The organism is Paenibacillus azoreducens (assembly GCF_021654775.1).
In the GTDB taxonomy this organism is placed as follows: Bacteria; Bacillota; Bacilli; order Paenibacillales; family Paenibacillaceae; genus Paenibacillus_AQ; species Paenibacillus_AQ azoreducens.
This window is the reverse complement of sequence record NZ_AP025343.1, coordinates 2,785,015-2,810,336: the sequence shown is the minus strand read 5'-3', so window position 1 is coordinate 2,810,336 and position 25,322 is coordinate 2,785,015. Positions and strand designations below refer to the sequence as shown.

The following is a 25,322-nucleotide window of genomic DNA, read 5'->3' as shown; positions in this document are numbered from 1 at the left end:
AAAAGCCATCTGTCGACCGCTTTTTCTATGCGGCAAACGGCAGGAGTCTCGTCAACACCGACGCCCTCGCCTCACAATAGCTTCAATATTCGCTGCTCTTCTTCACTAAAGAGCCGGGAACGGGTCAGAAATCTTTTCCCTTCGGGACCTTCTAGCGAAAACATCCCGCCCCGGCCGGGAACCACGTCGATGATCAACTGGGTATATTTCCAATACTCATATTGGGCTTTGCTCATGTAAAATGGAGCTCCGCCGATCTCCCCCATCCGTACGTCGCTCTCCCCAACGAGGAATTCGCCTGCCGGGAAACACATCGGCGAGCTGCCGTCGCAGCAGCCACCCGATTGATGGAACATGAGCGGGCCGTGTTTCTTTTTTAACAGTTCAATCAACTCCAGCGCGGCATCTGTTGCGATGACCTTACGAACACCGCCATCTTGCGGATTCATGCGTTTTTCCCCTTTTCAGAAGAAGCCCAGCGCGCTCTGACTATAGCTGATCAACAGATTTTTCGTTTGCTGGTAATGGGATAACATCATCCGATGATTTTCACGGCCGATACCGGAGGACTTGTAGCCGCCAAAGGCTGCATGAGCCGGATACGCATGATAGCAATTGGTCCAGACGCGCCCTGCCTGAATCTGGCGTCCGACCCGGTAGGCGGTGTTCACGTCACGCGTCCAAACCCCGGCGCCAAGGCCGTAAAGCGTATCATTTGCAATCGCCAGCGCTTCTTCCTGATCCTTGAAGGTCGTCACAGCCACGACAGGACCAAAAATCTCTTCCTGGAAAATGCGCATGCTATTATTCCCTTGAAGCACGGTAGGCTGGATATAATAACCGTCAGCCAGTTCCCCTTCAAGCGAAGCGCGACCTCCGCCAATCAGGCATTCCGCTCCTTCCTGTTTGCCGATGTCGATATAGCTGAGGATTTTCTCCATCTGCTCGGTAGATACTTGAGCGCCAATCATCGTGGCCGGATCGAGCGGATTGCCCTGCTTGATGGCAGCGACCCGTTTCAATGCCCGTTCCATAAATTCATCATAAATGGATTCCTGAATGAGCGCCCGGGAAGGACAGGTGCAGACCTCTCCCTGGTTCAGCGCAAATAACGTAAAGCCTTCCAGTGCTTTATCAAAGAAAGCATCATCTTTGGCCATGATATCTTCAAAGAAAATATTCGGGGATTTGCCGCCCAGTTCCAGCGTGACCGGAATGAGATTCTGAGAGGCATACTGCATGATCAGGCGCCCGGTCGTCGTTTCCCCCGTAAACGCTACTTTAGCGATTCTGCTGTTTGAAGCAAGCGGCTTGCCTGCCTCCAGGCCAAAGCCGTTAACAATGTTCACCACGCCTGGCGGCAGCAGATCCTCAATTAACTCCATCAAAACCATGATCGATGCGGGTGTCTGCTCTGCAGGCTTCAGCACGACGCAGTTGCCTGCCGCAAGCGCCGGCGCCAGTTTCCATGTAGCCATCAAAAGCGGAAAATTCCATGGAATGATCTGGCCCACAACCCCAAGCGGCTCATGGAAGTGATAAGCAACCGTATCGTCGTCGATTTGGCTTAACGATCCTTCTTGCGCACGGATGCAGCCGGCAAAATACCTAAAATGATCGATCGCAAGCGGCAGATCGGCCGCCATCGTTTCACGGATCGGTTTGCCGTTATCCCAAGTTTCGGCCACAGCGAGCATCTCCAGATTGGCTTCGATCCGATCCGCGATCCGATTCAGAATCAGCGCGCGCTCCCCCGCCGATGTGCGTCCCCAGGCATCTTTGGCCTCATGCGCCGCATCCAGCGCCAGCTCGATATCTTCCGCGGTCGACCTTGGCACCTCGCAAAACGCCAGGTTGTTCACAGGCGAAACATTTTCAAAATATTGTCCTTGCACGGGAGCAACCCATTTGCCGCCGATATAATTTTCATAACGCTTCTTAAAATTAACCTTAGATCCATTCTGTCCCGGCCCAGCAAATACCATATAAGAACAGCCTCCTCTAATCATCAAGTTTTCTTCTGCCTTGGTCCAATGCAGGAAAAAATGCAAGATTTTAAGTAAGCGCTATCATAGTGCCGTGGTTTACAACTTTCACATTGGTCTGCGCTTGCATATTGTCCGAAATGAACGGTGTTCAATTAAATTAAAAATTTGACCTCCTCTTTTTTCAATCTATGGTGAAGGACATCATTCTATTCCAGATTAATAGAGCATTTCTTAGGCAGACGGAAATTCGTTTTTCCCTAATAATGACATGAACCTTCTAACGCCCGGGATCGTCCGACAGAGAAGACTTTTTCCCGCAAAAAAAAGAATTCGTCCCTTAGGCCTCAAGCGACTCTGCCAAGCCACATTGCTGCCAGACGAATTCCGTGTTTTCCAATCTGCCGAACTCACACGTTCATACCCCTTGATTTTCGGCGATGTTTCAAATATATCACTCAAAATAACATACACATATGCGCCGGGAAGGGATTTGAAAATAGTTCTAAAAACCTATTCACACTTTATTTTCAGCCTCATTAAAACAGTGTATCTGACTCAGTACTAAAAACTCATATTCATTTCTTGTTCACTTCTAATCCGCTAATGCGCGTTTTATATTGGCTTTGGCTTCATCCACAATGTTCGTATCCCCATCGGAAGCGGCTTGCAGCAAAATCAGCATCGGGATATATACAGCAATCAAACGGGCCAAAATTTTCGTTTCCTCATCCACATCTCCATAAACTGCAAAAAAGGATGACCGTGCGGCGGGCGGTAAAAAGCTATATGCGATATTCAAGTCGCAAGCGGGATGACCGATGTTCATATCTCCCCAGTCAATAATCCCTGATATTTTCCCGGTTTCGTCTACGAGCATATTTTTGAAATGCAAATCGCCATGCAGAAATACTTCTTTGGGCTGCACCCGCTCCAGGTCCAACTGCTGCAAATAGTCTTCGATCTCCGTATATTCTTCTTTGCTGACATATTTCTTAAGATCAGACAGGAAACGCAGCATTTTTTCTTTGCGTGCAGCAATATCGTTAAGATTTCGGTGATCCTTCGGCGCTCCGTGTTCACGTGCCACTTCCAGCGGGAAAGTATGAAGCTTTTTTAAAAACTCACCAAGCTTGGCAGCAGATAACGATCTCTCCGTATCGGTCAACCCGATTGGAAATGTTCCAGGCATATAGGTATAACCCAGAAACGGCGATGGATATTCACTGCTGCCTTCGCCATAAAACAGCGGTTTGGAACAAGGGAGGGGTAATAATTCCGCCAGCTTGGGCAAAATTCCTCCTTCCATATTGAGCAGCAAGGCGGCCACTTTACGTCTGGGAAAACGAAAAACATATTCGCCGCCGACAAGATAAACGGTATTATCCCAGCCGTGTCCCAAGCTCCGGATCGGTTTGGAGGACAGCTGCGGAAACTGGCCATAAATCAATTGGGATGCTATTTCTTCCGAAACTTCCCATTCAGCATCCCATACATTCGAATTTGCCATTGTTATCTCCTTAAGCGAGGAAATTTGTTGTCACAACCTTCCTTTCTATTATAAAATATCTCCATTGCCCAAGGATAGCCTACCCCGGCCTTCATATTTTTTGCAGACGGAAAACAGCCCCCATTCTTCATTTGACTTTTTTGCTTGAAGAATCAATTTTTGTAACACCGAGTACTTATTAATTCTTAATTTAAAGAAATACGACCTTCCGCTTTTCATGTTAAAATAAGTAGATTCCACTTTCGCTTAAGAGGTGTACATTTGGGTGTTATGGCATGGATCGATCTAGCAATTCTACTCCTTTTGTTTATTCTATGGGTTTATATGTTTGTGTCGGTTTCCATTACTACTTTGCATAAGGTGTATTTGGGTTTTCATTTTTTTATGATGTTATGGCCTTTTTGCCAGTTTGCGATTAAAACGACGGAAGATCCGGAACTGCAATTATTGTATGTAAAACTTGCTTTTCTGGACATGGCTCTGCTAGCTGTCGGGTGGTTTTTCTTTACGCTTCTTTTAACAGGTCATTCTTTGATATCTCGAAAAAAGCTCTATTTCGCCATCCCGGTGCCTGCTGTCATCGTAGCGCTGGGCGTTATGCTGAACCCGAACGGCTTGTTTGTCCGTCCCTTGAGCGGTGGTTACGTACAAAGAACCTACGGGCCGCTTTTTTGGATTACGGCGGTGGTCCTTATCGGGTACGGCATACTTTCTCTCTATATGATTTATCGGACGCTGGTATCGGATCATTCACCCCGTATCAAAAAACAAGTGAAACAAGTGCTTAAAGGGATTTTGGTCGTGGTCGCATTAATCTGGACGGATATACTGGTAAACGTGATTTATCCTTTCCCTAAAGTCGTCATTCCGGGACTGACTTCGCTTGGCATTTTGTTGTCAGCCGTCTTTTTTGTCGTTGCCATTCATCGCGATAAAGTTTTTAATCTGATTTCGATTGCTCATCGGGACATCATCAATACGATTACGCTTGGGATTGTTGTGCTCGACGATAATGAAATGATCATGGAAATCAATCAATCGCTGCCCCCTGATCTTCATTTGCGCATAGGAGACCGCTTTGACATCCATTCGATCTTCCCGAACCAGGAAACGGCAAACAGCATCGCTTCGTTTATAAAAGGTTACAGGGAGCGCCCGCTGGAAAGTGCGGAAATCGATGTATCCTACGGGGAAAGCGATCCGCGTTATGTACACATTCACGTCTCTCCGATCATGGTCGGGAATTCCCGTGTAGGACGAATTATCACTTTCCAGGATATGAGCGAATTGCACCGTCTCATTGACGAAACAACATCGCAAAACGAAGCGCTGCAAGAGCGCAACCAATCACTTATCTCGATTCAAGAGGAGCTGTTTCTTACCAATCAAAAGCTCCGGCTGCTCGCACTCACCGATAGCCTGACAGGCTGTTACAACCGGAATTATTTGACGCAGCAGCTGGGGTTCGAAGTCAAAAAAAATATGGAGGATCAAACGCCCTTTTCCATACTGCTGCTGGATATCGACTTTTTCAAATTAATTAACGACAATTACGGTCATTTAACCGGAGATGAGGTGATATGCGGCACGGTTGAGCTGATCAAACAAAGGCTGCGGAAAGCCGACATATTGGCGCGTTTTGGCGGAGAGGAATTTATTATCTATTTACCGGGCACCGATGCGGCGGAAGCATATCATCTGGCAGAGCAAATCCGCTCCGCTATTGAAGGCAATGCCATAACCGTCACTCATCCGATTAGGGCTATATCCATTACGGTCAGCATCGGGCTCTTGTCCATCCATCAATTCCCGATCAAGCTTGCTTCGGATTCCGGAAGCATCATTACCGATCTCCTGCAAGCTGTGGACCAAGTCTTGTATAAAGCCAAAAGAGAAGGACGCAACCGCATTGTCAGCAGCATTAAATAAGATCTGGTCCTAATACTTACATAGAGGGATCAGCCACCATAAGAACGCAGCAAAACTGATCCCAAAACAAGCCGACAACCACCCGTATCCGGGCAATGTCGGCTTGCATTTTTACTTATCCCTTTTTTAATATCCCCAAATATTCTATCCAAGGCCCGACATCGGTTTTGTATCTTTGCGCCATCACCCGAACGATTTGGGACATATGCGTCATATCATGGACCGTCCATGTCGCGATCAATTCCCTTAACTTCACGACGCCAAAAGCCGGATGATATCCCGTTAACTCAAGCTTCGTCTCAGAGTCCAAAAGTTTACGGAGTTCGGCAACATTCTGCATCCTGATGTTTTTGAATTCGAGCAATTTCTGTTCAATCGTTGTTACGGGCTTGTCTTGCAAATGGGAGAAACGGTCAAATGCGGGAAACGGCTGGCTTTCGCCTTCCTGAAGAATAAACTTAAGCCGCGGCATCCAATTGTTTTTCTCCCCTTCAATGAGATGGTCAATCACCTCGGAGACGTTCCAGGTTCCTTCGCCTTCATTGCATTGCAGCCATCCCTCCGATAAACCGGAACAAAAAATCGCCAATGTTTGCGGCGTGCGCTCCAAAACCTCAATTGCCTCTTCCAACTTAAAATTCATATCCGCACTCTCCTTTCAGTGGATCCCGCAGAGGTAGGCGGCTTCTAGCGGTGCCGCTGTGTTTATTTTATGTATTGGTGCTGAAGGATCCCCACGTGAATGATATCATGCCACTTTCCTTCCCTGAAAAATCGCTTGGCGCGAAGTCCCTTCCTGCTCGAATCCCAGCTTTTTATACAAGTGAATCGCCTTTTCCTTAAACGAAAAGACGCGCAGTGATACCCTATGCAGATTCATTTCCAGTTGCGCTATGACAAGTATAATAATACAGTTTCGAATTTATTTCCAGAGTACCTGATGAATCTCCCTATGTTCAAAAGGCGGAAACCTGCGGGTCATTTGGAGACAAAAGCAATGCATATTCGCGGACTCAACCCATGGTTGAATCACGCCCAAAAATCAAATATGAAGTTATTGTCCGTCGGATGGCAATTCCAATAAAATGGGGGTGAGCGAAAGGAGCGAGAGCAAAATATGAAAGAGCAATTGGCAAGGAACATCAGCACTTACCGTAAAGAACGGGGACTGACGCAAGAGGAGCTTGCGCAAACACTCGGACTTTCTTTTCAAGCAGTATCCAAGTGGGAAAATGCCCAGACGATGCCGGATATATCACTGCTGCCGGCGTTATCCCGAACCTTGCAGGTGAGCGTTGATAAACTCCTTGGATATGTTTCGCAGGACAAACCGGTTACGGTTTATGAAGAAACGTATAAAACGCAAGAATATTATTGGGGAACCGTGCCGAATGAGGTATGTTATCAGGTGCTGCAGCTCATGCCGCCGACCAAACATGTAAAATTATTGGACATCGGATGCGGCGAAGGAAAAGACGCGGTCTTTTTCGCCAGGAACGGGTATGATGTTACCGCATTTGACGTGACGGACGCGGGCGTAGAGAAAACGAAAAAACTTGCTGCCCAAACAGGCGTGCATGTTCATGTTTTTAAAGCGGATATTGTGGACTACCGTTTGGACACCCATTTCGACATTTTGTTTTCCAGCGGGGTTTTGCATTATATCAAACCGGACTTCCGGCAAGAAATATTCGAAAATTATAAGCAATTCACGAACCCAGGCGGAATGCATGTTTTTAACGCGTTTGTGGGCAAGCCGTTTATTGCTCCGCCCCCGGAAAATGAACCTTATGCTTTTAACTGGTATTCCGGCGAGCTGCTTGCGCACTACCGCGACTGGTATATTCGGGACAGCGCAGAGATTGTATTCGATTGCAATTCGTCAGGCATTCCCCATCAACATGCGATGTCCAAAATGATTGCGCAAAAAATATCGGATATCCGGGTGTGATGGAAAAGGGCCGATCAAAGGCCCTTTTTCAATTTCTCGTTTGAGGTAGAAAATCCATTATTCATGTTTACGAGCTAAGACTTGACCTTGCAAAGCTTGTTTGACAAGTTCTTTCTCAATAAAATATCACAAAAAGAAACCATCCGCTAAAGGATGGTTTCTTCGAATCATTGACGTTATTTTTCATAAAGTTGGAACATGGACATTTCTTCGTTCATCGATCTGGCGAGCTGATAAGCTTCACGTATGTCCTTTTCATTTTGGATCATTTCATAAAATACGCGTAAAATGAACATCAGTGCATCGTTACCGTCTGGATAATCGTCCGGACCGATATACATTTGGCAGCCTCCGTCCAAAAACGCTTGCGCTAATGCAGGCTCCCCTAACGAACATCCGTTGCCAAAGACTATTTTTCCGTCCAGCTTCGTAACACGCTTAATTTCATCCGGGCCGAAATCTCCACGTGGTTCTTCATCATCGTAAACGTCCTCGCCCAACTCCGGCATGATCAATTTCCCTTCATCTCCATGGAAATTAAGGATGATCATTTCCGTATCGGCATAAAGATCCTCGCCGGAAAGAACGGACATCAAATCACTTGGCCTCCCGACCCAATACGTAAAAACCCGCGCTCCAAGATATTCAAGCGTCATACGTATAGCTTGCGAATCCATATCCGTGTCCGGGCCGACTACCAATGCAACATTCATTACCGTTTTGCTCATATCTTATCCCTCCATAATATTGTTCATTTGAATGCTGATTCAAACAATCTACGGAGGTGCTCGGGCATGGGCGGTAATAGTGGCATCACGTTAATGTATAAGCTTCATTGTTTCAAATATCCCCCTATTTAATCATTGTATATACCATAAAATATGGAAGGTCGAAAGTCAAATTGCCATGCTGTGGAAACAGGGAACTTTCATTAAGATGGCGTGTTCCGGACTACTTTGATTTTAACGGACCACTTCCGCCCCTTGTTTTGGTCGATTTTTCGCAGCCCTGGGACCGGATCTTTTATCGCGCTTATTTTCGCGCTCACAGTCTCCTCCGGTTCGATCAATTCATAGGCGGGCAGCCAGTTGTCGATCATGTCGAATGTATAATCCTTTCTGACATGCAATTTTTTCTCTTTGACGCACAGATCACACATGCCCAGATGGAACTTCGCTCCAGTCCCCGTCTCGTCGATATAAAATCCCTTTTCAAAAACCTTCCCAGGAGTGTGTTTTTCCTCATGTAAACCTTGGCAAACGATGCAATAATAATACATCATTCCTTCACCTCTTCTTATGAAAGTGATTCAAGACACGTATTCCGAAAAAGCAAGCAACGATCCCCAACAATACGCAATCGATAATGTAAAATATTCCATCCTCCATTTAAGACTCACATGCCTGTAATATGTTTTGGTTACATCCACATTTTATTTCCGGGTGTTGAGAAATGTGCATGACTACATCAAGTTTGTTGTAAAAATCTCAACACTTTTGCGTTTTAATTTATTTCCGGGCTGATGGTAAGCTCAAAACAAAAAAACGCCCGGAGCGTTTAACCGAACGTCAGCTTCGTATTGAATGATCTTCACAATAGATGAATAGAAATTAAAATCGTACCCATAATTCTCAATTTAATACTCAGTCCAATAATCCGTATTATTGTGGCCGGCCGTTACAGATTGCCCCCGTTCCCCATGCTGCTCCCTGCTCTGTAAAATTCGTATCGACTCGACAAAAGGTTTGTTGTCCCAAATAATGTACAACTGATCCTCCAGTCTGATCAGCGAACGGGTAATGTCTTTTGCAGCCTTGCCCGTTTTAATCGTCAATTCTTCCATGGTGGGCAAACGATGGCGCCCGCTCGAATAGTTGTAAAGAATCCGGAGTATCTTGCGATCAATATCTGCAAGCATGAAATGCACCTCCCGAAATGATTTATGACAAGAACGTTTGTTCCTATTTTACACGAACATAGGTTCCTGTGTCAAACATGAGATATCTCTATTGTTAGGCAAATTCATACTTTTATTCCGTTTTTTACACTTTTGTCGACAACATTTGATCATTTCAAGAAGGAACATAGATTCAAATTATAGAAAATTGTACTACCACTTCTACCCGGTGCGGAACGGGGCGAGGATGGGATTCCGCATCACGGTCGCGGGTGCGCACAGCGAACGTCTAATATAGATACAAATCTTACTAGGGGCTGTTCAATGGTGAACAAGATGGATCTGAAAATTGAAGAGCTTCGGTTGGAATTGAATAAACTTTCCTTACACAAACGTCTGACCGATCCGGAGCTCATTAATGCCAGCCAAAACTTGGACCGTGCATTAAATGATTACCAGAAGTTGTTGAAAGAAAAGAAATAACAAGTATAAGGACCTGCTGAATTCTTTTCAGCAGGTCCCCCATATACAACATCCACGATGATTTTGTTAATCCAAAAATCGGGCGGTCACCATTGCCTTAATGACTCGCTGCCCTTGCACGAACATTTCCACTTCGATTTTGCAGAACCTGCGGCTTAGCTCGATCACCGTCGGGATCATTTCCACGATGTTCTCGATTTCGATCGGCGCCAAATAATAAACGGATGTGTGGTCAATAAGCAGATCCTTTTTCTTATGCTGCTTAATCGTGCTGGTGACGGCAAGGGTGATCATGCTGCCCAGAATGCCCTCGGAAATATACCCCATCTGGTTGATCATCGAGGTATGAACGGGACCGCGGAAATAAAGCCTGCCATCATCGTCTCGAATCTCCTCGAATGCCGACCAGATCTGATCTTCCAGAGTCTCTCCCTGTTGAGGCTGGGAATGAACCGATTGCATCGCTTTTAATATATCCTTGCGGCTGATCACCCCGATCAGTTTTTCCTGCCCGTCAACGACCGGAATCAGCTCAATGCCTTCCCATACCATCATATGTCCTGCGGTCGCAATCGAGGTATGGGGCATGACCGTAATTGGACTTACGCTCATTAAATTCTTGATCGATTCACTGTCGGAAGCGCCAATAATGTCCTTGGCGATAATCATGCCCACCGGCTTGTTCGCATCATCCACCACGGGAAAGCGGTTGTGATCGGTTGCCTCGATCAGCTTTTTCAAATGCCCAACCGTGCTGGACTGATGAATCGAGGTGAGCGGAATGTCTTTCCGAATGATATCGCCGACCAAGATAATCTGCTTCTTGATCATCCGTTCGGATAAAGCACGGTTCAAGAGCGCCGCCACCGTATAGGTGTCGTATTTGCAGCTGATGACCGGAAGCGCAAGCTCGTCCGCCAGCTCGCGAACCTCCGCCGGAGTATCGAAGCCTCCCGTGATCAACACCCCTGCACCCAAGGTCAGAGCGCTGTGATGGGCTTTGTTCCGGTTCCCTACAATCAGCAAATTCCCCGGTTCAATGTAGCGGATCATCGCTTCGAGCTGCATGGCTCCGATCACGAACTTGTTCAGCGTCTTGTCAAGGCCTCCTTTGCCGCCCAGCACTTCTCCATCCACCAGGCTTCGTATTTCTTCGAAGGTCAGTTTGTCGATATGCTGCGGTTCCTTCTTCTCGATTCGTACCGTCCCTGTACGCCCTCTCGTGCTGACAATGCCCCGGCCCTCCGCTTCCTTGATGGCGCGGTAAGCCGTTCCCTCGCTTACGTTCAAGGCCTGGGCGATTTTGCGCACGGAAATGCGCGTCCCTATGTCAAGCTCTTCGATGTATTGTATAATTTGTTCGTGCTTCGTTGTCATTTCATAAGAATTCATTAGCTATCCCCTCTGTTATACAACGGAATATCTCTATTATATAGCATGGGGAAAATAATGAAACTATAGAGGTTGTTCAAAAAGTCCGCTTTTGATAAGAAAAACGTCTATTGACGTACTATCACTGCAGACAGACCACCTTTAGCTGTAGTTTTTCTTGCGATATAGAATTTTATCAGCATAGCTAGATAACTTATAAATTCTATATCTAACACGAAGTGAATCAAGAAGTAACTTCGACATCAAATCTTGAATTCAGCCGGGCCTTCCGGTGCTCACGTAGGTTTTGCCTACGCTCCGCTCCTCAGTCCCTGGCTTCATCCAACCTTCTCGGTGCTGAAAACCTGACTTTTTGAACACGTACTTATATGCGGAAAAAGAAAATTCCAAGAAGGCCCGTTCGGGGAGAATCGGGCCCCTTGGAATTTGTCTTGCAAGTCATTCATCAATCATTGCGGTAGAAATAATAATTAGAAATGAAATAATGCGACAGCGGCAAGGAGGATTGCTGGACTTCCTCGCTGCTCGAATGATATTGCGAATCCAAAAGTTCAGATGACAGCGGGTAAAACGATGTGCACTCCACCGTCTCTTCTTTTGTAGCGCTGTTGACCTTGTTCATCGCCATGTGCGTGAACCTCCTTTTGAAAAATGAGTAAATTAGGATAAATGCATATAACCCGGCCCGGTTAAAAACGGCTCAAACGTATCGGCAACCGTCATATCACGGAACAGAGAGGCAGCCGACGCCAGCCGAGAGCCGGGGGCTTGCCCTTCGCCGATACGAAGGCGGATTTTCTCCAGCTCTTCCTGAAAGATTCGATCGAAGAGCTCAATCGTAACCTTGCGTCCATCGTCAAGCACGCCGCGCGGATGATGAATCCACTGCCAGAGCTGGGCTCGCGAAATTTCAGCGGTCGCAACATCCTCCATCAGATGGTTGATCGGCACCGCGCCCATTCCTCGAAGCCATGCCTCCAAATATTGAATGCCGACCGACACATTCAATCTCACGCCTTCCTCGGTAATTGGCCCCTCCGGAACCTCCAGCAAATCCGCCGCCGTGATTTCGCGCTCCGGCAGCTTCCCGAGCTGGTTCGTTCCCGGCATATGGGCATCAAACGCCTCCATGGCGATCGGCACGAGACCGGGATGCGCCACCCATGTGCCATCATGGCCGTTCTGGGCTTCCCGCAGCTTATCTTTCCGCACTTTCTCCAGCGCCGCTTCATTAGCGGCCGGATTGTGTTTGATCGGAATCTGGGCAGCCATGCCTCCGATGCAGTAGGCTTGACGCCGATGGCAGGCTTGAATGGCTAGCAGCGAATAGGCCGTCATAAATGGCGATTCCATCGTCACGATGGCCCTGTCGGGCAAAATGACGTCCGGCTTGCTCCGGAGTTTCTTGATATAGCTGAAAATATAGTCCCAACGCCCGCAGTTCAACCCGGCCGCATGATCACGCAGCTCGAACAGAATCTCATCCATCTCGAAGGCGGCCAGGATCGTTTCGATCAAGACGGTTGCCTTGATCGTGCCGCGCGGAATCCCGAGCTCCTGCTGCGCGAATTCGAACACTTCATTCCACAGTCTTGCTTCAAGATGGCTTTCCATTTTCGGAAGATAGAAGTAAGGACCGCTTCCCTGCCGGATCAACGCCTCCGCATTATGGAAAAAGTACAGGCCGAAATCGAATAGCGATGCCGAGACAGGCTCCCCGTCGACCAACAGATGCTTTTCTTCCATATGCCAGCCCCGCGGCCGCACGACGAGCACGGCTGGTTTTTCAACCAGTTCATAGGTTTTGCCCGCTTCGTTAGCGAACCGTATCGTCCGGTTGACCGCATCCCTTAGATTAACCTGACCTTCCAGCGTGTTGGACCATGTTGGGGAATTGGCGTCTTCGAAATCCGCCATAAATACTTTGGCGCCCGAGTTTAACGCATTGATAACCATTTTACGATCCCCGGAGGGACCTGTAATTTCTACCCTGCGATCCTGCAGGTCGGCCGGAATGGAACCAACGGTCCAATCCCCTTCCCGGACATGTGCCGTCTCTGCCAAAAAGTCCGGCCATTCGCCTGCGTCGAGTCTTTGCTGGCGCTCTTCTCTCATTTGGAGCAGCTCCTTGCGCCGCTTCCCGTATCGCCTTTCGAGCGATGCCACGAAGTCCAGCGCTTCAGGCGTCAAAATAATGCGATGCGCTTCGGAGCTGCAATCCCCTTTCAATTCACGGTCTGCCCGGCTCACACGGTTCATAGGTCGAACCTCCCTTTTTAAAATGGCTTTGAAATGCTGATTAGGGTTCATTGATCATTAGCGGGCGAATTGCTCCTGTTCCGTCGAACCTGCCAACGCCGTCGTGCTGGACAGACCACCGGCAATAACCTGGGTCACTTCGTCAAAATAACTGGTTCCCACTTCCCGTTGGTGCCGGACCGCCTCATATCCTTCCGCCTCGCTGGCGAATTCCGCTTGCTGCAGCTCGGCATAGGCTTCCATTCCCCGTTCCTTGTACCCTTTCGCCAGCCGGAACATACTATGGTTCAATGCGTGGAAACCGGCCAAGGTGACAAATTGGAACTTGTAGCCCATCGCGCCAAGCTTTTGTTGGAAGGTGGCGATCTCCTTATCGCTCAGCTTCAGTTTCCAGTTGAAGGAAGGCGAACAGTTATACGCAAGCAACTTGCCGGGATAACGCGCATGAATGGCTCGTGCGAATCGTTCTGCCTCCTCCAGATTCGGTTCGGCTGTCTCGCACCAGACCATGTCGGCATAAGGGGCATACGCGAGCCCCCGCGAAATCGCTTGATCCAGTCCCGTCCTTACATAATGGAATCCTTCCGCCGATCGCTGTCCGGTCAAGAAAGGCCGATCGTTGTCGTCGATGTCACTGGTGAGAAGCTGCGCCGCGTTCGCATCCGTGCGGGCAATCAGGACCGTATCCACTCCCATCACGTCCGCCGCCAACCTCGCCGCGATCAGATGGCGAATTGCCTGCCCCGTCGGCAGCAGCACCTTGCCGCCCATATGACCGCATTTCTTCTCTGAGGCGAGCTGATCTTCCAAATGGACCGCGGCCGCTCCCGACTCGATCATGGACTTTACGAGTTCGAATACATTTAACGGCCCTCCGAAGCCGGCCTCAGCATCTGCGATGATGGGCGCGAAGAAATCGACGTCATTTTTGCCTTCGGAATGCTGGATATGGTCGGCGCGCTGCAGCGCCTGATTGATTCTCTTCACCACATGTGGAACGCTGTTCGCCGGATAGAGGCTCTGATCGGGATACATCTGTCCGGACAAGTTCGCGTCCGCCGCTACCTGCCATCCGCTAAGATAAATGGCCTTCAGTCCCGCTTTGATCTGCTGAACGGCTTGGTTGCCAGTCAATGCCCCCAGCGCGTGGACATAATCTTCCGAATGAAGCAAATCCCATAATTTCGCGGAACCCCGCTGGGCCAATGTATATTCAATTTTCAAAGATCCCCGCAATCTCAGCACGTCTTCCGTCGAATAAGGACGCTGAATGCCCTCATAACGGGTTCCAGACCAGTGTTCCTTCATTTGCTCGTTTTCCGTTTTCCCTGTACCGCTCATCATCCATCCTCCTCTATCGATTTAAAACTCGTTCGATTCATGCTTCCTGCTCCAGATAACCGCTGCCGGAACAACGGCTGCAAGGGATAATTTTTTTGCCCTCGCATAACGGGCTATCGTATTGTTCCTGGTTTTCAGCCAGTGGGGTCAAGCATTCCAACTCGCCATTGCCGCCGCATACAGGACAATCCATGCCGTGCACCCCCTTTTTTATTGTTATATAACAATATTTTATTTGGTGATGTCATTATATAACAATAAAAAGAACTGTTCAATACTGTTTTTGTATTTTTTTATTGTTATATAACATAAAGGGCGGTATGTAGAGAGCAGATGCGGTTACACCGAAGGTGAGGCCTTCGCCCCAAACTAAATAACCCCACAAATTTTGCAAAATCCTGAATTACAAAAAAACCGCAGCTGGATGCTACGGCTCGGAACTGTTATTTTCGTTTTATTTAAAGTTGAAAACATGGACAAGCACTCATGCGAGTATTTCCCATTTGGCCCACATTTCTTGCGGGTTCAATTCGTAAACCTGGTTCTCCCTAAACATGAAGTGATGCATGATAAACTCCCGGCGAATGGTGGCAAAATCCTCGTGGTAACCTTTGATGAATTCATTGATTTCCTTTTCGCTGTACTTCCGCCCTTTTTCCAGCTTCGACACCAGATATTCCAATACAATAAGCTTCTTCTTGAGCTGTGCGGGAATGCTTTTTAAGCGCCCGTCGGCGGTAAAAAAGTTTTTGATAATGGATTCCCGGTATCGCTGATCGTTATCATTTAACACTTTTGTTCCTCCTTCGACTGTCCGGTAAATGAGATGGACCACGGCATTGGCATTATTTTTGATGAAATAGTGATTTAACGAAAAGTAAATCGTGTTTTTATCCCTCCGCTCGTTGATTAAGCTTGCTTCACGCAGTTTTGCTGCATGATGGGTTATCGTTGCCGGCGTTACGCTAAGCTTTTCCGCAAGCAACTGACCGTTTAATTCTCCTTCCGCAAGCAGCATAAGCATTTTTAAGCGCGTCGGATCCGCAAGTGCCTTGTGGTAATTGACAACCTTATCCAACTGCATCTCAAAATCTCCTTCTCTAAATAAATTCAGATTTTATCTAGGCTCAAAACCGGAATTAGTTCTTGATATGAAGCAAATTGACCGCTGCGGCTCCGGATCGTTCTTCCGATCGCTGTTGTCTCCAAATTTCTATGATTATATTTTCAAAAAGGTAGAAATACGGAGACAAAGCGGATGCTTTCGAAGCTAGCTTTCCTGCGGAAAGCTTTTAGGCGAACGCTGCCGCTTCGTAAGAATCGATTCCGTCCCCTCCGCTACCTTTGCTTCTTGCCAAGTACTAATTTTATGTTGAACCTTTATTAAATTAGATATTCATCAAATTAGATGTTCGTTAAATTAGATATTACTGGAGCAGTCATGAATTGTCAACAAAAGGATTGAATAATGGGTCGTTACCCGAAAGACTTGCCGATATCAAAAAAAAGCCCGCGTTTTTCGCGGACTTTGGTTGCTGTATATGTGCTCGTCACTATTATAAAATAGATGCGATATCCGTAATAGCTTTCCTACCAGCTGGACTGATGCCGCCCAATTGGATGAAACCGTGGTTTACCCCAAGGTAGCGCCGGCATTGTGCGTCCACGCCTGCTTCCAGCAAGCGGCGGTACAAAACTTCGCCTTCATCAACGAGAGGATCAAATTCCGCAGTCAAAATATGCGTTTCAGGAAGTCCCGCGAAATCATCCCGATACAATGGACTGGCTTCCGGATGATCAAAAGATAGCTTAGATAAATAGGCTTCAAAGCCGCTGAGCAGCATGTCCCGGGTAATCACATAATCATCGCCATTTTTCTGATAACTATCGCTTGAGCCGTTAGCGTCCAGCATCGGATAAACAAGAATTTGCCGCCGGGGCAGCCACTGTCCTTGCGCTTTAAGTCGAAGGCAAGTAATAAGGGCAAGATGTCCGCCCGCACTGTCACCCGCAATTGTAATATTATCCGGATCCCCGCCCCATGCTGAGGCATTTGCATGCACAATCTGAGCAGCCTTAAACGCATCGTCGTGGGCAGCGGGATAAACATGCTCAGGAGCCAGACGGTAATCAACTGCAATCACAAGGGATTGACTCTCGTTGGCGATCTGACGTAATTGCCGGTCATGAGTTTCCAAATCGCCGCTAACAAAACAACCACCATGATAAAAAATCAGAATGGGAAGATTCACTTGGTCCGACGACTTATATATGCGAAACGTAAGACCATCTATCACGCGATCGCTAATATTCCATACAGGCACAGTTTCTCCGGCAAGATCAATCGAGTTCAAATACTCCTCGCGACGTTGTTCAAAGCTTTTCTGTCTGGCCGAGGGTCTTCCCGCTTCGATAAATTGAGCTACCAAAGTTCGGATGCCAGGCTCCAGCTCGTTCAAATTTATCATGTATAGGCCTCCTACTTTTGCAGTGTATATTCCATTATTCTAGAAAAGCTAAGGGATGTCTAGCGAACAGCTCAAGGCTGCATTATGTATTTTATTTTTGACTATCCGCCTCATCTCTAGCTTAACCACTCCGCCGTAAAATCTGTAAACCGCTCTGCCCAAGTTGAAAACGGCATGTCCTGATCCCACGTGACATCATTTGTCGCTTTCGCGCATCCCCAATCTAACACCCGCTGGTGAAGCATATGAACTCTGAATCTTTCCACGAAGCCGTCCTTTGCTTCCATACAGTGTAAATAGGTCCGAATAAACAGCTTGGCCAGCGCTTCTTTTCCATCATCCAAATACATGGCAACAAATCTCGGCAGATCAGCTATTCCATCTCCAAAATAACCGGTTGTAAAGTCGAAAATACCGCTAATTTCCCACCCTTCACCGCCTTGCTGAACCAAAAGATTATCTGGTTTAAAATCCCCCATGACAAAGGTTGGCGAAGATAAGGAATGAAAGACATGTTCCGAAGCTGTTAATAACTGCTCTACCCACCCTATATCTGTGGAAGTGATAACGGAATATTGCTTGGCATCCTTCAGCCAAAATCTGATTCTGTTATAAAGCCATGTTTTATAAGAACCTTTAAATGGGCAGATCTTTTGCGTTACGGGGTCAAATTCTCCATATTGGGCGACTTTCCAACGATGCAGTTTACTTATAGTAACGGCAAGCAATTCGGCAATTTGCTCTTGATCTTTCCTGCCAAGCGCTGCGGCAAATCCGGATTCGTTCAAATGCCTGCCTTGAAGCCGGGGCATAATCGCATAACTCCAACCAAATATATCTTTGGATTCATCCACGAGGTAAGGGGAAGGCACAGGAAGGTTGGTTATTTCAAGCAGATTGTCAACATAAAATTTCTCTTCAATAAACTGTCCTGCAAAAAGCGGGTTTCCTTTCAGTACATACTCACCAGCGGTAGAAGAAATAAACAATGTCTGGTTTCCTACACCGTTTGCAGTCTTTTCCGAAGTTATCAGTTCCCCTAAATGAAACCGATCAAGCACGAGCTGCAATTGCTTATCCGTTATTGTTCCTAATTTGTTGGAGGAAAAAAAGATCTCTGTCGACACTTTCCACCTCACCGCCTTTGTTATGAACTCCACTTTAAGACATCTTCTCATCCAGAATTGGCGCAAAGGACAGCAATCGGCTGCCCCTTGAACATTTATTATTTGAATGCGTCAAATTCGCTTTTTAATAACCCAAACACGTATTCGTCATAATGCTGCCCATTGGTATAAATCATATGTCTCAGCTTTCCTTCCAGCTTAAAACCAAGACGCTCATGAAATTTGATCGAGCCTTCATTAAAAGCGTAAACATGCGCATTCGCTTTCTCATACCTCAATTCATGAAAAAAGTATCGCAGCAAAATCCGCACCGCATCCGATGCATACCCATGCCGCCAATATTGGCGAAAAACGGCCACTCCATATTTAAATGTTCCATTGCGGGGATCGCAACCATGTGAATTCATGCAGCCTACGAGCTCGCCATCAAGGGTCTCGATCGCCAGCATGATATTGTCTCTGTCCGCTCCCTTGGAAGCTTGTTCTTCGGCCCATGACTTCGTTCCATCTTCCGATCTCGGAAAGAATATGGCGTCGGATAATCTCGCTCCCTCCGAATCCTGATCATTTTCATGGAACAACTTCCAATCATCGGCCGCAATCGGCCGCAACCGGACTTTATCGCCTTCCCAAATATTCATCTTTTTCTCCCCCTTTTCATATAAAAAAATACCATAGCGGCATGAAATGGGATATTATTATAATCAAAAATTACCACATATTTCATTGAATGAGACGCACTACGATCTAGATTGAACATTCATTAATTCTCCAATGGCTGTATACTCCGGTATGTTCAGAGATACATTGATATTGAATTGAAAATCTATAAGCTCGTTTTTGAAAATAATCGTATATGTAACTGTGTATGGCGTTTCGATATAGAACAAAGTCAGTCGTAACGTATTTTCATCCTGCCAAGCTGCATAAGTAACGACCTCCTGCAGATGCAAGGATATATCCTTATTGAAGACGTCTTGGGCATGCATTGGTCTTGTAAAATCGAACGGCAAATTGTTATCCCGGTCATCCCCATATATAACTTGAAGATCCAATTGCTTTTCTTTCAGATGGAAGATTGCTTTTTGGAGACCATGGGGATTTTCATTCATGATATAGCAGTTTTGATCGATCATCGGCATCTTGGCGGGAACAGGCCTAATTGCGGGTACCGAGTTATATATCCGTTGGTATTTGCAATCCCATACTCCTTTCGTTTCATATCTGCAGGATCTAAGGGTAATATCTTCGCTCACTCCCCTCACTTTACCTCCTTTGTCTTTCCCCCGATAAAAAAACGAAAAAGACGCGAACATTCAAATCCGCGCCTTTGTTAGCAAGATAAATACAGCTTATTCATGCACTTCTTAAGAAGGACCCACGACTGTCAGCAGCATAAAAGAGGTTTGGAATCTACCGCTTTCGGGAACGATGCACAATACCTGCTGACCTTCGAAAAGCTGTCCCGTATTCAGTAATTCTTCCATCATAATAAAAATCGATGCCGCTGCCGTATTACCCTTCGTATATAAATTCGTAAACCATTTCTCTTCCTGGATTGTTACATTGCTTAATCTCAATAACCGGAATATTTCATCCTTGAAATAATGCGATGAATAATGGCAAACCATCCAATCGATCGCATCGGGATTGATCCGGCCTTCATCTGCAAGCTCCAGAAAACGCCTTACTCCTAGCTTTGCTATTTCATTAACCAGCCTAACGTCCTGTTTAAGATTAAGGGCACCATGATCCGCCGCTTCATGAATGGATGGATAATCAAGCCAGGAAGGAATCCCGTCTTCTTTGCTCATTCCCGTATACATGCAAGTATCGTATTCATTCGCATACGACTTGTTATCGATCCATTCAATACGTAAAGATTGTCCCTCGCGGGAAGGAGTATTTTGCAAAATGGCCGCACCCGCTCCATCCGAAAGCATAAATCGCAAAAAATCCGTTTCAAAAGGGACCCGCTCAATACCCTGCGCTTCGTATTTCGTGTGTTTGAATTCGCGGCTTACAAACTCGCTAGCGCAAGCGATCGCTGCTTTATGCTCACCGGTTTTGATATGTAAAAAAGCATTTTTAAATGCATGCATTCCGCTTGCGCATAACCCAGCATGCGATGAAATTTCCATGACAGGCAGACCCGTCTCCGCATGCACCATACTGGCAAAGCCAGGCAAAAGCAAATCAGGACTCATTGACCCCGTCGCAAGAAACCCAATATCTTCGGCCGCTACATCCCCGTTTCGGTCCAAGGCGTCGCGTATTGCTAAAGCAGCCATCTCTGCGTTGCTGTATAAACTCTTCTGCTCTTTATCCATGGCATAATAGCGATTCCGAATTTGATTCTTCTCAAGAATGATTCGCTTGCTTTTGGAAGATTTGCCTCCAACTTTGCCGAGATAATCTTCCATTTCATCATTACCAACAGGACTGCCAGGGAGGAATTTACCTATACTCGTAATATAGACCGTATTCATACAGCACCTCGCAAGATATGATATTAATGTTAATTATTATATATATTCTACTATTTGTAAAGTACTGGATATAGGGAAATGGCACTAGAAAAAGAGAATGCGCTCGAATTAGCAGGAAAATACTCATATTTTAGCTTACATAACGACAAAAAACGCCCGGATAACCTCATCCGAACGTCACTCTTTATAACCTTTTTAATAAAAATCAAAATTGGGTGAACTTTCTGAAACTATCTCATGGAAAGCGTACAAATAACCGTTGGAACCCATGTCCAAAACTGCCCCAATGAATTTAATTGACTATGATCTAAATATTAGCCGAAGCTTTTGAATTTATCGAATAAGCTCAACCTCCATCAAAGGCAGCTTCCTGTCCTCAAAAACATTCGATTCTACTTCCCCGATCCGTTTCGCTCCCATCGCCAAGTAAAATTTTTCCGCATGCGGATCACTATGGATTTGAACAGTGCGAACGTTCAGACCCTTCACAACCTCAAGCATATGCTGCCATAACGCTCTTCCGTACCCTTTGCCAATTCCATCAGGATCAATAAAGAGATTACTAACCAAACAGAAGTCATTCTCAAGTTCCAGCCCTATAAAACCTTTGATGGTACCGCCATCCTCTATCACAAACACCAAAGAAGACGAAATATCATCAGGCGAAACCGTCAAAACCTCCCGGCAGGCTTCCATAAAGTCATCGCTATAACCCCAATAGGCTTTTGATCGGAATGAAAGGTCGCTTAAATAACCGGCTTCATCGATTTTGGCTTTGCGTATGTTCATTGGGAAATGCTCCTTTCTCATTAATTCGAACACTCTGAATATTTAATCCGTGACACGTCGTATCCTATCTTACTCATGATTTCGAGTCCGTCTTGAAATTCTATAATGTTATGTCCTGTCCATCCATTATTCAAACCATACAAAATGAAATTCCTAATCGTTTTTGGATAATGTAAATTATAATTTACAACATCATTGGTTTCTTTGTTCTTTAAGTGAACACCGGTTAATAACGGGCTTCCGGCAATAGGATCGTCCCAGGTACAAAACAAAAACGTGACCGAGAACCCATAAAGTCCCTCCTTGCGCTACATTTTACCATGTGGTTCAAGCTGAAACAATTCTGTCCTTTATTTCAGCGGAGAGGATAAATTGGCGGCATTATGAAGCATGCCTTCATTGGATTGCATTCATCAACTCGTAGAAATATTTAGGCTCATGAGTTTTATTAAGATTGTACCAGGCGTTTAATGTTTGTGGTGCAAATACGTCTAGGGTCTTCAAGACATGTAAAGCAAATTCCAATGGAGCGACTCCGGAAGCCGTTATCAGTTTTCCGGCAGTTACGGCAGACTCCTTCTGGTAATACTTTTCTCCGGTATAGGCAGGACATATCATTTTAAGGTATTCCAAGTCGTTGCTCGTATGCCAACGCGTATCCAGCAATCCTTTCTGAGCAAGCCCTATGGTAGCCCCACAAATTGCCGCAACGGGAATATTTCCTTTTAAACACTGCTCTGCAATTTTTAATATAGGCTCATGAATTGTTTCTGTCCACGTATCTCCACCCGGTAGAATCAGTGCATCTGCGTTATTCATGCTGCACTCATCCAGTCTCGTATCAGGCAAAATTTTCAAGCCTCCCTTTGTAGTAACAGGAGTCTTTTCATTTCCCACCGTAACTATTTTGGATGGTGCCAGCCCTTTCTTATAATACCTTCCCGAATTCAGTTCGGCAGTTAAGTAACCTATTTCCCAATCTGCCATCGTATCAAATACATAGAGATACACCGTATTATTCATTTGCATGTCCTCCAACTTTTTAGTAATCAATCTTTCATCATTCATTGGGATCGATGATTTCCCCCATTATAAAACAGCTTCACTGACAACCGCTGTCAGTGAAGCTGTTACATTTTATAATATTCCGTTAACTCTGATGCAACATCGACAAGTTTTGCCTTCAAGCTCTGCGGTTCGATTACTTGAATGGCTTTTCCGTAAGATAAGAGAAAATTGGGTACATATGCATGAATTACTCTTTCATCAAGTAAAAAGACAGCTTGATTTGAAGTCCTCTCTTGCAGATGATGACCTAAAAACCAATGAATGCACAAGTCATCCAAAGCCTCTGACCTGCCCTGGATAATTAATGAAATCAACTCATCGTTACCCGCCAGGTCAGGCAAAAGATTTTGCAAAAAAAATGCTTTGGCAGAAAAGGCTTCAGGTCGTTTAAACATCCATTGCGTTTGCTTTATATGTAAAATCCGTTCAGCCCGGAAGCTGCGGAGCTCATTCCGCAGATGGCAAAATCCAATCGCATACCATTTATTGTTCCAATAAAACATTCCATAAGGGTCAATCACCCTTGGCCTGGGTTGTTCTTCATGCTTTGTGCGGTATTCAATTTCTACCGAGTATTCATTTGCTACAGCCAGCTCCAATTCTTCCAATATCGTCTTCACAGAAGGGGAAATATCTCGGTTTATCACTTCGAAGCCGGCTAAATGGCGATTGAGAATATCCTCCTGCTCCCGATTGGAATACATTTTCAATTTTTCAGTTGCTCTGCTTAAAGCTTCACTAAAAGGATACCCTGCTTCTTTTGCAAATACGGCAGCATGAAGTAGCGCTTTTTGTTCTTCAATATTGAAAAATAAAGGCGCACTGATGAAATTGTCTAGCAAACTGTACCCGCCATTCTGACCTGCATCGGATACGATAGGTACTCCGCTGGCGCAAAGCGAATCGATATAACGGTAAACAGTTCGTACGTTTATCTCTAACCTTTCCGCTATTTGTTTCGCGGTTATCTTGGCTCCTGAATTCAGCATCCAAAGAATTGCCAGCATATTATCATTTTTTGACATAACATCCCCTCCTTTCTTATCATCCGATCTTTTTCCTGACAGCTTCGCCAACTCGATCTCGCTTTTAAAAGCTTGTCTTTTAGCTCATTATAACATGCCAGATCATCGAACAGCTTGGCGAGCTTTGTGATGTCATCCCCAATCGATCATCAATTTCTCATGTCCAGCCCTGAAGATACGCAAGTATTGCCAACCGGTATTAGTGAGAAATAAAAAAGAAGGGAATCCGGCAGTAAACCGGATTCCCTTCGCAGCCCCTATGTCCGTATTGGTTTATCGCTTCTTGGAAGGGAAATCATGCTCTCCTGCTCACCCAGGCTGCGGCGAACGCAATAAGCTTCGGTAAGCACAATATCCAAACTCGAAAGAACCTCAAGGCTTGGTTTTTCAGATGAACCCTCTTGCTTTCAGTTCCTGATCCCTTCGTAAATGGCTTCACATAGGTCTACCGTGAATTGACCTGACATCCCTTCCAGGGCAGTATTGGTAAATGCCACCACGCTGATCTGCTTTGCTGGATCGACGAACCACGAATGACCATAGGTCCCCCCCATGCGCCAGGTACCCGGCGATTCGGACGTTGCTGCTGCAACCGGATCCTTTAGCAGCGTAAAGCCGAGGCCGAACCCTCGTCCCGGCCAATAAGCCATAGGAAGATCACCGATCTGATTGGTCGTCATTTCATGAACCCAGCTTTCCGGCAGCAGCGGCAACCCACCCTTCCGCAGCGTTTCAAGCAGTTGCAGAAAGTCTCCTGCACTCCCAACCATACCTGCACCACCCGACTGATAAGCCTGATCATCAAGTGCCCGTGCAGGAGAAAGCCGGAAGCCGGCCGTACCTTCCACAAACGGAATCGTATCAAAATCATCCCGCAAGCGACGCGGCTCAGGCGTATCATTTGTATAAGCCGCGGACAGCCGCTCCGGATCAACGGTTTTAAAACCCGTATCCTGCATGCCAAGCGGTTCGGTCACTAAAGAACGTACAGCTTCGCTTAATGTTGTTCCTGCAGCCTTGGCGATCACTGCACCCAACACATCTGTAGCAATGGAGTATTTCCACTCCGTGCCCGGCGTGTAAAGAAGCGGTACGGAAGCAATCCGACGCAGATTTTCTTCCAGGGTGATATCGGTTTGGTCCATTCCATCCGATACGCCGGCCCGCTCATACGAGTCTTGTTCCTTCTGGAAGAAACGGTAGGTCAACCCAGCCGTGTGGGTCAACAAATTTTTAATGGTCACGGTTGCGGGCTCACCACTCTGCAAACGGGGACGAAAATCAGGCAGCCATTTATCCACGGGATCATCCAGATGAAGTCGGCCTTGCGACACGAGTACAAGCGCTGCCGTCGATACAATCGGTTTGGATACGGAAGCAAGCCGGAACAAAGTATTCTCTTGCATTGGGCGGTTTTTCTCGCGGTCTGCATAACCTACAGCGCGGCTATAATACTCTTTCCCATGAATCGCCACTTTAATGACAGCCCCGACCAACCTTTTATCGGAAATCGTACGTTCGATTACTTCATCAATACATGTTTGCAATGGATGTGATTTCATTATGTTTGAAACGTTTTTACTCAAGGACAGTCACCCTCTCTAAAAAG

At 46.3% G+C, this 25,322-nt stretch carries 25 protein-coding genes and 1 pseudogene; 3 read left to right on the top strand and 23 right to left on the bottom strand.

Going from position 1 to position 25,322, the window contains the following annotated elements; genetic code table 11:
• Window positions 1–71 precede the first annotated feature (71 nt).
• The 3 genes from L6442_RS12185 to L6442_RS12175 form a co-directional block, all read right to left on the bottom strand.
• Complete coding sequence (locus tag L6442_RS12185; protein WP_212979956.1) at window positions 72–449, bottom strand: DUF779 domain-containing protein; 378 nt, start codon at window positions 447–449, stop codon at window positions 72–74.
• Between the two features lie 15 nt (window positions 450–464).
• A complete protein-coding gene (gene adh, locus L6442_RS12180) occupies window positions 465–1,985 on the bottom strand; it encodes an aldehyde dehydrogenase (protein WP_212979957.1) in 1,521 nt (506 codons plus the stop codon).
• 595 nt (window positions 1,986–2,580) lie between these two features.
• Window positions 2,581–3,495, bottom strand: a complete 915-nt coding sequence (locus L6442_RS12175) for a phosphotransferase (RefSeq protein ID WP_212979958.1) — start codon at window positions 3,493–3,495, stop codon at window positions 2,581–2,583.
• A 270-nt stretch (window positions 3,496–3,765) separates the two neighbouring features.
• Between L6442_RS12175 and L6442_RS12170 the strand changes: the two genes are divergently transcribed.
• A complete protein-coding gene (locus L6442_RS12170) occupies window positions 3,766–5,424 on the top strand; it encodes a histidine kinase N-terminal 7TM domain-containing diguanylate cyclase (protein WP_212980021.1) in 1,659 nt (552 codons plus the stop codon).
• 115 nt (window positions 5,425–5,539) lie between these two features.
• Here the strand turns inward: L6442_RS12170 and L6442_RS12165 are convergent, their stop codons facing one another.
• The gene (locus tag L6442_RS12165) at window positions 5,540–6,067 is read right to left on the bottom strand and encodes a DinB family protein (protein WP_212979959.1); all 528 of its coding nucleotides are present in this window, start codon (window positions 6,065–6,067) and stop codon (window positions 5,540–5,542) included.
• A gap of 62 nt (window positions 6,068–6,129) precedes the next feature.
• Window positions 6,130–6,319, bottom strand: a pseudogene (locus L6442_RS12160) (GNAT family N-acetyltransferase); the annotation flags it as partial.
• A gap of 222 nt (window positions 6,320–6,541) precedes the next feature.
• On the opposite strand from L6442_RS12160, the gene L6442_RS12155 reads away from it, so the two are divergent.
• A complete protein-coding gene (locus tag L6442_RS12155; protein WP_212979960.1) occupies window positions 6,542–7,375 on the top strand; it encodes a methyltransferase domain-containing protein in 834 nt (277 codons plus the stop codon).
• 176 nt (window positions 7,376–7,551) lie between these two features.
• Here L6442_RS12155 and L6442_RS12150 read toward each other — a convergent pair whose 3' ends face one another.
• The 3 genes from L6442_RS12150 to L6442_RS12140 all read right to left on the bottom strand — a co-directional run bounded on the left by L6442_RS12150 (window position 7,552) and on the right by L6442_RS12140 (window position 9,293).
• Window positions 7,552–8,103, bottom strand: coding sequence for a delta-aminolevulinic acid dehydratase (locus L6442_RS12150; RefSeq protein ID WP_212979961.1), 552 nt, complete (start codon window positions 8,101–8,103; stop codon window positions 7,552–7,554).
• 203 nt (window positions 8,104–8,306) lie between these two features.
• Complete coding sequence (locus L6442_RS12145; RefSeq protein ID WP_228101354.1) at window positions 8,307–8,657, bottom strand: DUF3973 domain-containing protein; 351 nt, start codon at window positions 8,655–8,657, stop codon at window positions 8,307–8,309.
• A 354-nt stretch (window positions 8,658–9,011) separates the two neighbouring features.
• Entirely contained in the window at window positions 9,012–9,293 is a 282-nt protein-coding gene (locus tag L6442_RS12140; RefSeq protein ID WP_212979962.1) for a hypothetical protein, read from the bottom strand.
• 303 nt (window positions 9,294–9,596) lie between these two features.
• Here L6442_RS12140 and L6442_RS12135 point away from each other — a divergent pair, with 303 nt between their 5' ends.
• A complete protein-coding gene (locus tag L6442_RS12135; RefSeq protein WP_194233746.1) occupies window positions 9,597–9,755 on the top strand; it encodes an aspartyl-phosphate phosphatase Spo0E family protein in 159 nt (52 codons plus the stop codon).
• Window positions 9,756–9,821: 66 nt separating this feature from the next.
• Here the strand turns inward: L6442_RS12135 and L6442_RS12130 are convergent, their stop codons facing one another.
• The 15 genes from L6442_RS12130 to L6442_RS12060 form a co-directional block, all read right to left on the bottom strand.
• Window positions 9,822–11,147: a DRTGG domain-containing protein gene (locus tag L6442_RS12130; RefSeq protein ID WP_212979963.1), complete on the bottom strand. Its 1,326-nt coding sequence runs from the start codon at window positions 11,145–11,147 to the stop codon at window positions 9,822–9,824.
• Between the two features lie 445 nt (window positions 11,148–11,592).
• Window positions 11,593–11,775, bottom strand: a complete 183-nt coding sequence (locus tag L6442_RS12125) for a hypothetical protein (RefSeq protein ID WP_212979964.1) — start codon at window positions 11,773–11,775, stop codon at window positions 11,593–11,595.
• Between the two features lie 32 nt (window positions 11,776–11,807).
• Entirely contained in the window at window positions 11,808–13,406 is a 1,599-nt protein-coding gene (gene aceB / locus L6442_RS12120; RefSeq protein WP_212979965.1) for a malate synthase A, read from the bottom strand.
• A gap of 57 nt (window positions 13,407–13,463) precedes the next feature.
• On the bottom strand, window positions 13,464–14,747 hold the full coding sequence (gene aceA, locus L6442_RS12115; protein WP_194233779.1) for an isocitrate lyase: 1,284 nt from the start codon (window positions 14,745–14,747) through the stop codon (window positions 13,464–13,466).
• A gap of 37 nt (window positions 14,748–14,784) precedes the next feature.
• Window positions 14,785–14,940 carry a hypothetical protein gene (locus tag L6442_RS12110; protein WP_212979966.1) on the bottom strand — a complete coding sequence of 52 codons (156 nt, stop codon included), beginning with the start codon at window positions 14,938–14,940 and terminating at the stop codon, window positions 14,785–14,787.
• A 291-nt stretch (window positions 14,941–15,231) separates the two neighbouring features.
• Window positions 15,232–15,831, bottom strand: a complete 600-nt coding sequence (locus tag L6442_RS12105) for a DUF2087 domain-containing protein (protein ID WP_212979967.1) — start codon at window positions 15,829–15,831, stop codon at window positions 15,232–15,234.
• Window positions 15,832–16,303: 472 nt separating this feature from the next.
• Window positions 16,304–17,215, bottom strand: coding sequence for an alpha/beta hydrolase (locus L6442_RS12100; RefSeq protein ID WP_212979968.1), 912 nt, complete (start codon window positions 17,213–17,215; stop codon window positions 16,304–16,306).
• Window positions 17,216–17,331: 116 nt separating this feature from the next.
• Window positions 17,332–18,342 (bottom strand): phosphotransferase family protein, encoded by a 1,011-nt coding sequence (locus L6442_RS12095; RefSeq protein WP_212979969.1) that lies wholly within the window; start codon window positions 18,340–18,342, stop codon window positions 17,332–17,334.
• Window positions 18,343–18,440: 98 nt separating this feature from the next.
• Window positions 18,441–18,983, bottom strand: a complete 543-nt coding sequence (locus L6442_RS12090; RefSeq protein ID WP_194233754.1) for a GNAT family N-acetyltransferase — start codon at window positions 18,981–18,983, stop codon at window positions 18,441–18,443.
• A gap of 99 nt (window positions 18,984–19,082) precedes the next feature.
• Window positions 19,083–19,598 carry a hypothetical protein gene (locus L6442_RS12085; protein WP_212979970.1) on the bottom strand — a complete coding sequence of 172 codons (516 nt, stop codon included), beginning with the start codon at window positions 19,596–19,598 and terminating at the stop codon, window positions 19,083–19,085.
• A gap of 111 nt (window positions 19,599–19,709) precedes the next feature.
• Entirely contained in the window at window positions 19,710–20,831 is a 1,122-nt protein-coding gene (locus tag L6442_RS12080; protein WP_212979971.1) for a beta-ketoacyl-ACP synthase III, read from the bottom strand.
• Window positions 20,832–21,164: 333 nt separating this feature from the next.
• Entirely contained in the window at window positions 21,165–21,620 is a 456-nt protein-coding gene (locus tag L6442_RS12075; RefSeq protein WP_212979972.1) for a GNAT family N-acetyltransferase, read from the bottom strand.
• A 396-nt stretch (window positions 21,621–22,016) separates the two neighbouring features.
• Window positions 22,017–22,643: a type 1 glutamine amidotransferase family protein gene (locus L6442_RS12070; protein WP_212979973.1), complete on the bottom strand. Its 627-nt coding sequence runs from the start codon at window positions 22,641–22,643 to the stop codon at window positions 22,017–22,019.
• A 107-nt stretch (window positions 22,644–22,750) separates the two neighbouring features.
• Window positions 22,751–23,713: a helix-turn-helix transcriptional regulator gene (locus L6442_RS12065; RefSeq protein WP_212979974.1), complete on the bottom strand. Its 963-nt coding sequence runs from the start codon at window positions 23,711–23,713 to the stop codon at window positions 22,751–22,753.
• A 407-nt stretch (window positions 23,714–24,120) separates the two neighbouring features.
• Window positions 24,121–25,275 carry a serine hydrolase domain-containing protein gene (locus tag L6442_RS12060; protein WP_212980022.1) on the bottom strand — a complete coding sequence of 385 codons (1,155 nt, stop codon included), beginning with the start codon at window positions 25,273–25,275 and terminating at the stop codon, window positions 24,121–24,123.
• Between the last annotated feature and the right edge of the window lie 47 nt (window positions 25,276–25,322).

Bases quoted from the DNA above. Each gene is read 5' to 3' on its own strand.
- L6442_RS12185 (WP_212979956.1), bottom strand. From the start codon at position 449: ATGAATCCGCAAGATGGCGGTGTTCGTAAGGTCATCGCAACAGATGCC.
- adh (WP_212979957.1), bottom strand. From the start codon at position 1,985: ATGGTATTTGCTGGGCCGGGACAGAATGGATCTAAGGTTAATTTTAAG.
- L6442_RS12175 (WP_212979958.1), bottom strand. From the start codon at position 3,495: ATGGCAAATTCGAATGTATGGGATGCTGAATGGGAAGTTTCGGAAGAA.
- L6442_RS12170 (WP_212980021.1), top strand. From the start codon at position 3,766: ATGGCATGGATCGATCTAGCAATTCTACTCCTTTTGTTTATTCTATGG.
- L6442_RS12165 (WP_212979959.1), bottom strand. From the start codon at position 6,067: ATGAATTTTAAGTTGGAAGAGGCAATTGAGGTTTTGGAGCGCACGCCG.
- L6442_RS12155 (WP_212979960.1), top strand. From the start codon at position 6,542: ATGAAAGAGCAATTGGCAAGGAACATCAGCACTTACCGTAAAGAACGG.
- L6442_RS12150 (WP_212979961.1), bottom strand. From the start codon at position 8,103: ATGAGCAAAACGGTAATGAATGTTGCATTGGTAGTCGGCCCGGACACG.
- L6442_RS12145 (WP_228101354.1), bottom strand. From the start codon at position 8,657: ATGATGTATTATTATTGCATCGTTTGCCAAGGTTTACATGAGGAAAAA.
- L6442_RS12140 (WP_212979962.1), bottom strand. From the start codon at position 9,293: ATGCTTGCAGATATTGATCGCAAGATACTCCGGATTCTTTACAACTAT.
- L6442_RS12135 (WP_194233746.1), top strand. From the start codon at position 9,597: ATGGTGAACAAGATGGATCTGAAAATTGAAGAGCTTCGGTTGGAATTG.
- L6442_RS12130 (WP_212979963.1), bottom strand. From the start codon at position 11,147: ATGAATTCTTATGAAATGACAACGAAGCACGAACAAATTATACAATAC.
- L6442_RS12125 (WP_212979964.1), bottom strand. From the start codon at position 11,775: ATGGCGATGAACAAGGTCAACAGCGCTACAAAAGAAGAGACGGTGGAG.
- aceB (WP_212979965.1), bottom strand. From the start codon at position 13,406: ATGAACCGTGTGAGCCGGGCAGACCGTGAATTGAAAGGGGATTGCAGC.
- aceA (WP_194233779.1), bottom strand. From the start codon at position 14,747: ATGAGCGGTACAGGGAAAACGGAAAACGAGCAAATGAAGGAACACTGG.
- L6442_RS12110 (WP_212979966.1), bottom strand. From the start codon at position 14,940: ATGGATTGTCCTGTATGCGGCGGCAATGGCGAGTTGGAATGCTTGACC.
- L6442_RS12105 (WP_212979967.1), bottom strand. From the start codon at position 15,831: ATGCAGTTGGATAAGGTTGTCAATTACCACAAGGCACTTGCGGATCCG.
- L6442_RS12100 (WP_212979968.1), bottom strand. From the start codon at position 17,215: ATGATAAATTTGAACGAGCTGGAGCCTGGCATCCGAACTTTGGTAGCT.
- L6442_RS12090 (WP_194233754.1), bottom strand. From the start codon at position 18,983: ATGAATATTTGGGAAGGCGATAAAGTCCGGTTGCGGCCGATTGCGGCC.
- L6442_RS12080 (WP_212979971.1), bottom strand. From the start codon at position 20,831: ATGAATACGGTCTATATTACGAGTATAGGTAAATTCCTCCCTGGCAGT.
- L6442_RS12075 (WP_212979972.1), bottom strand. From the start codon at position 21,620: ATGAACATACGCAAAGCCAAAATCGATGAAGCCGGTTATTTAAGCGAC.
- L6442_RS12070 (WP_212979973.1), bottom strand. From the start codon at position 22,643: ATGAATAATACGGTGTATCTCTATGTATTTGATACGATGGCAGATTGG.
- L6442_RS12065 (WP_212979974.1), bottom strand. From the start codon at position 23,713: ATGTCAAAAAATGATAATATGCTGGCAATTCTTTGGATGCTGAATTCA.
- L6442_RS12060 (WP_212980022.1), bottom strand. From the start codon at position 25,275: ATGAAATCACATCCATTGCAAACATGTATTGATGAAGTAATCGAACGT.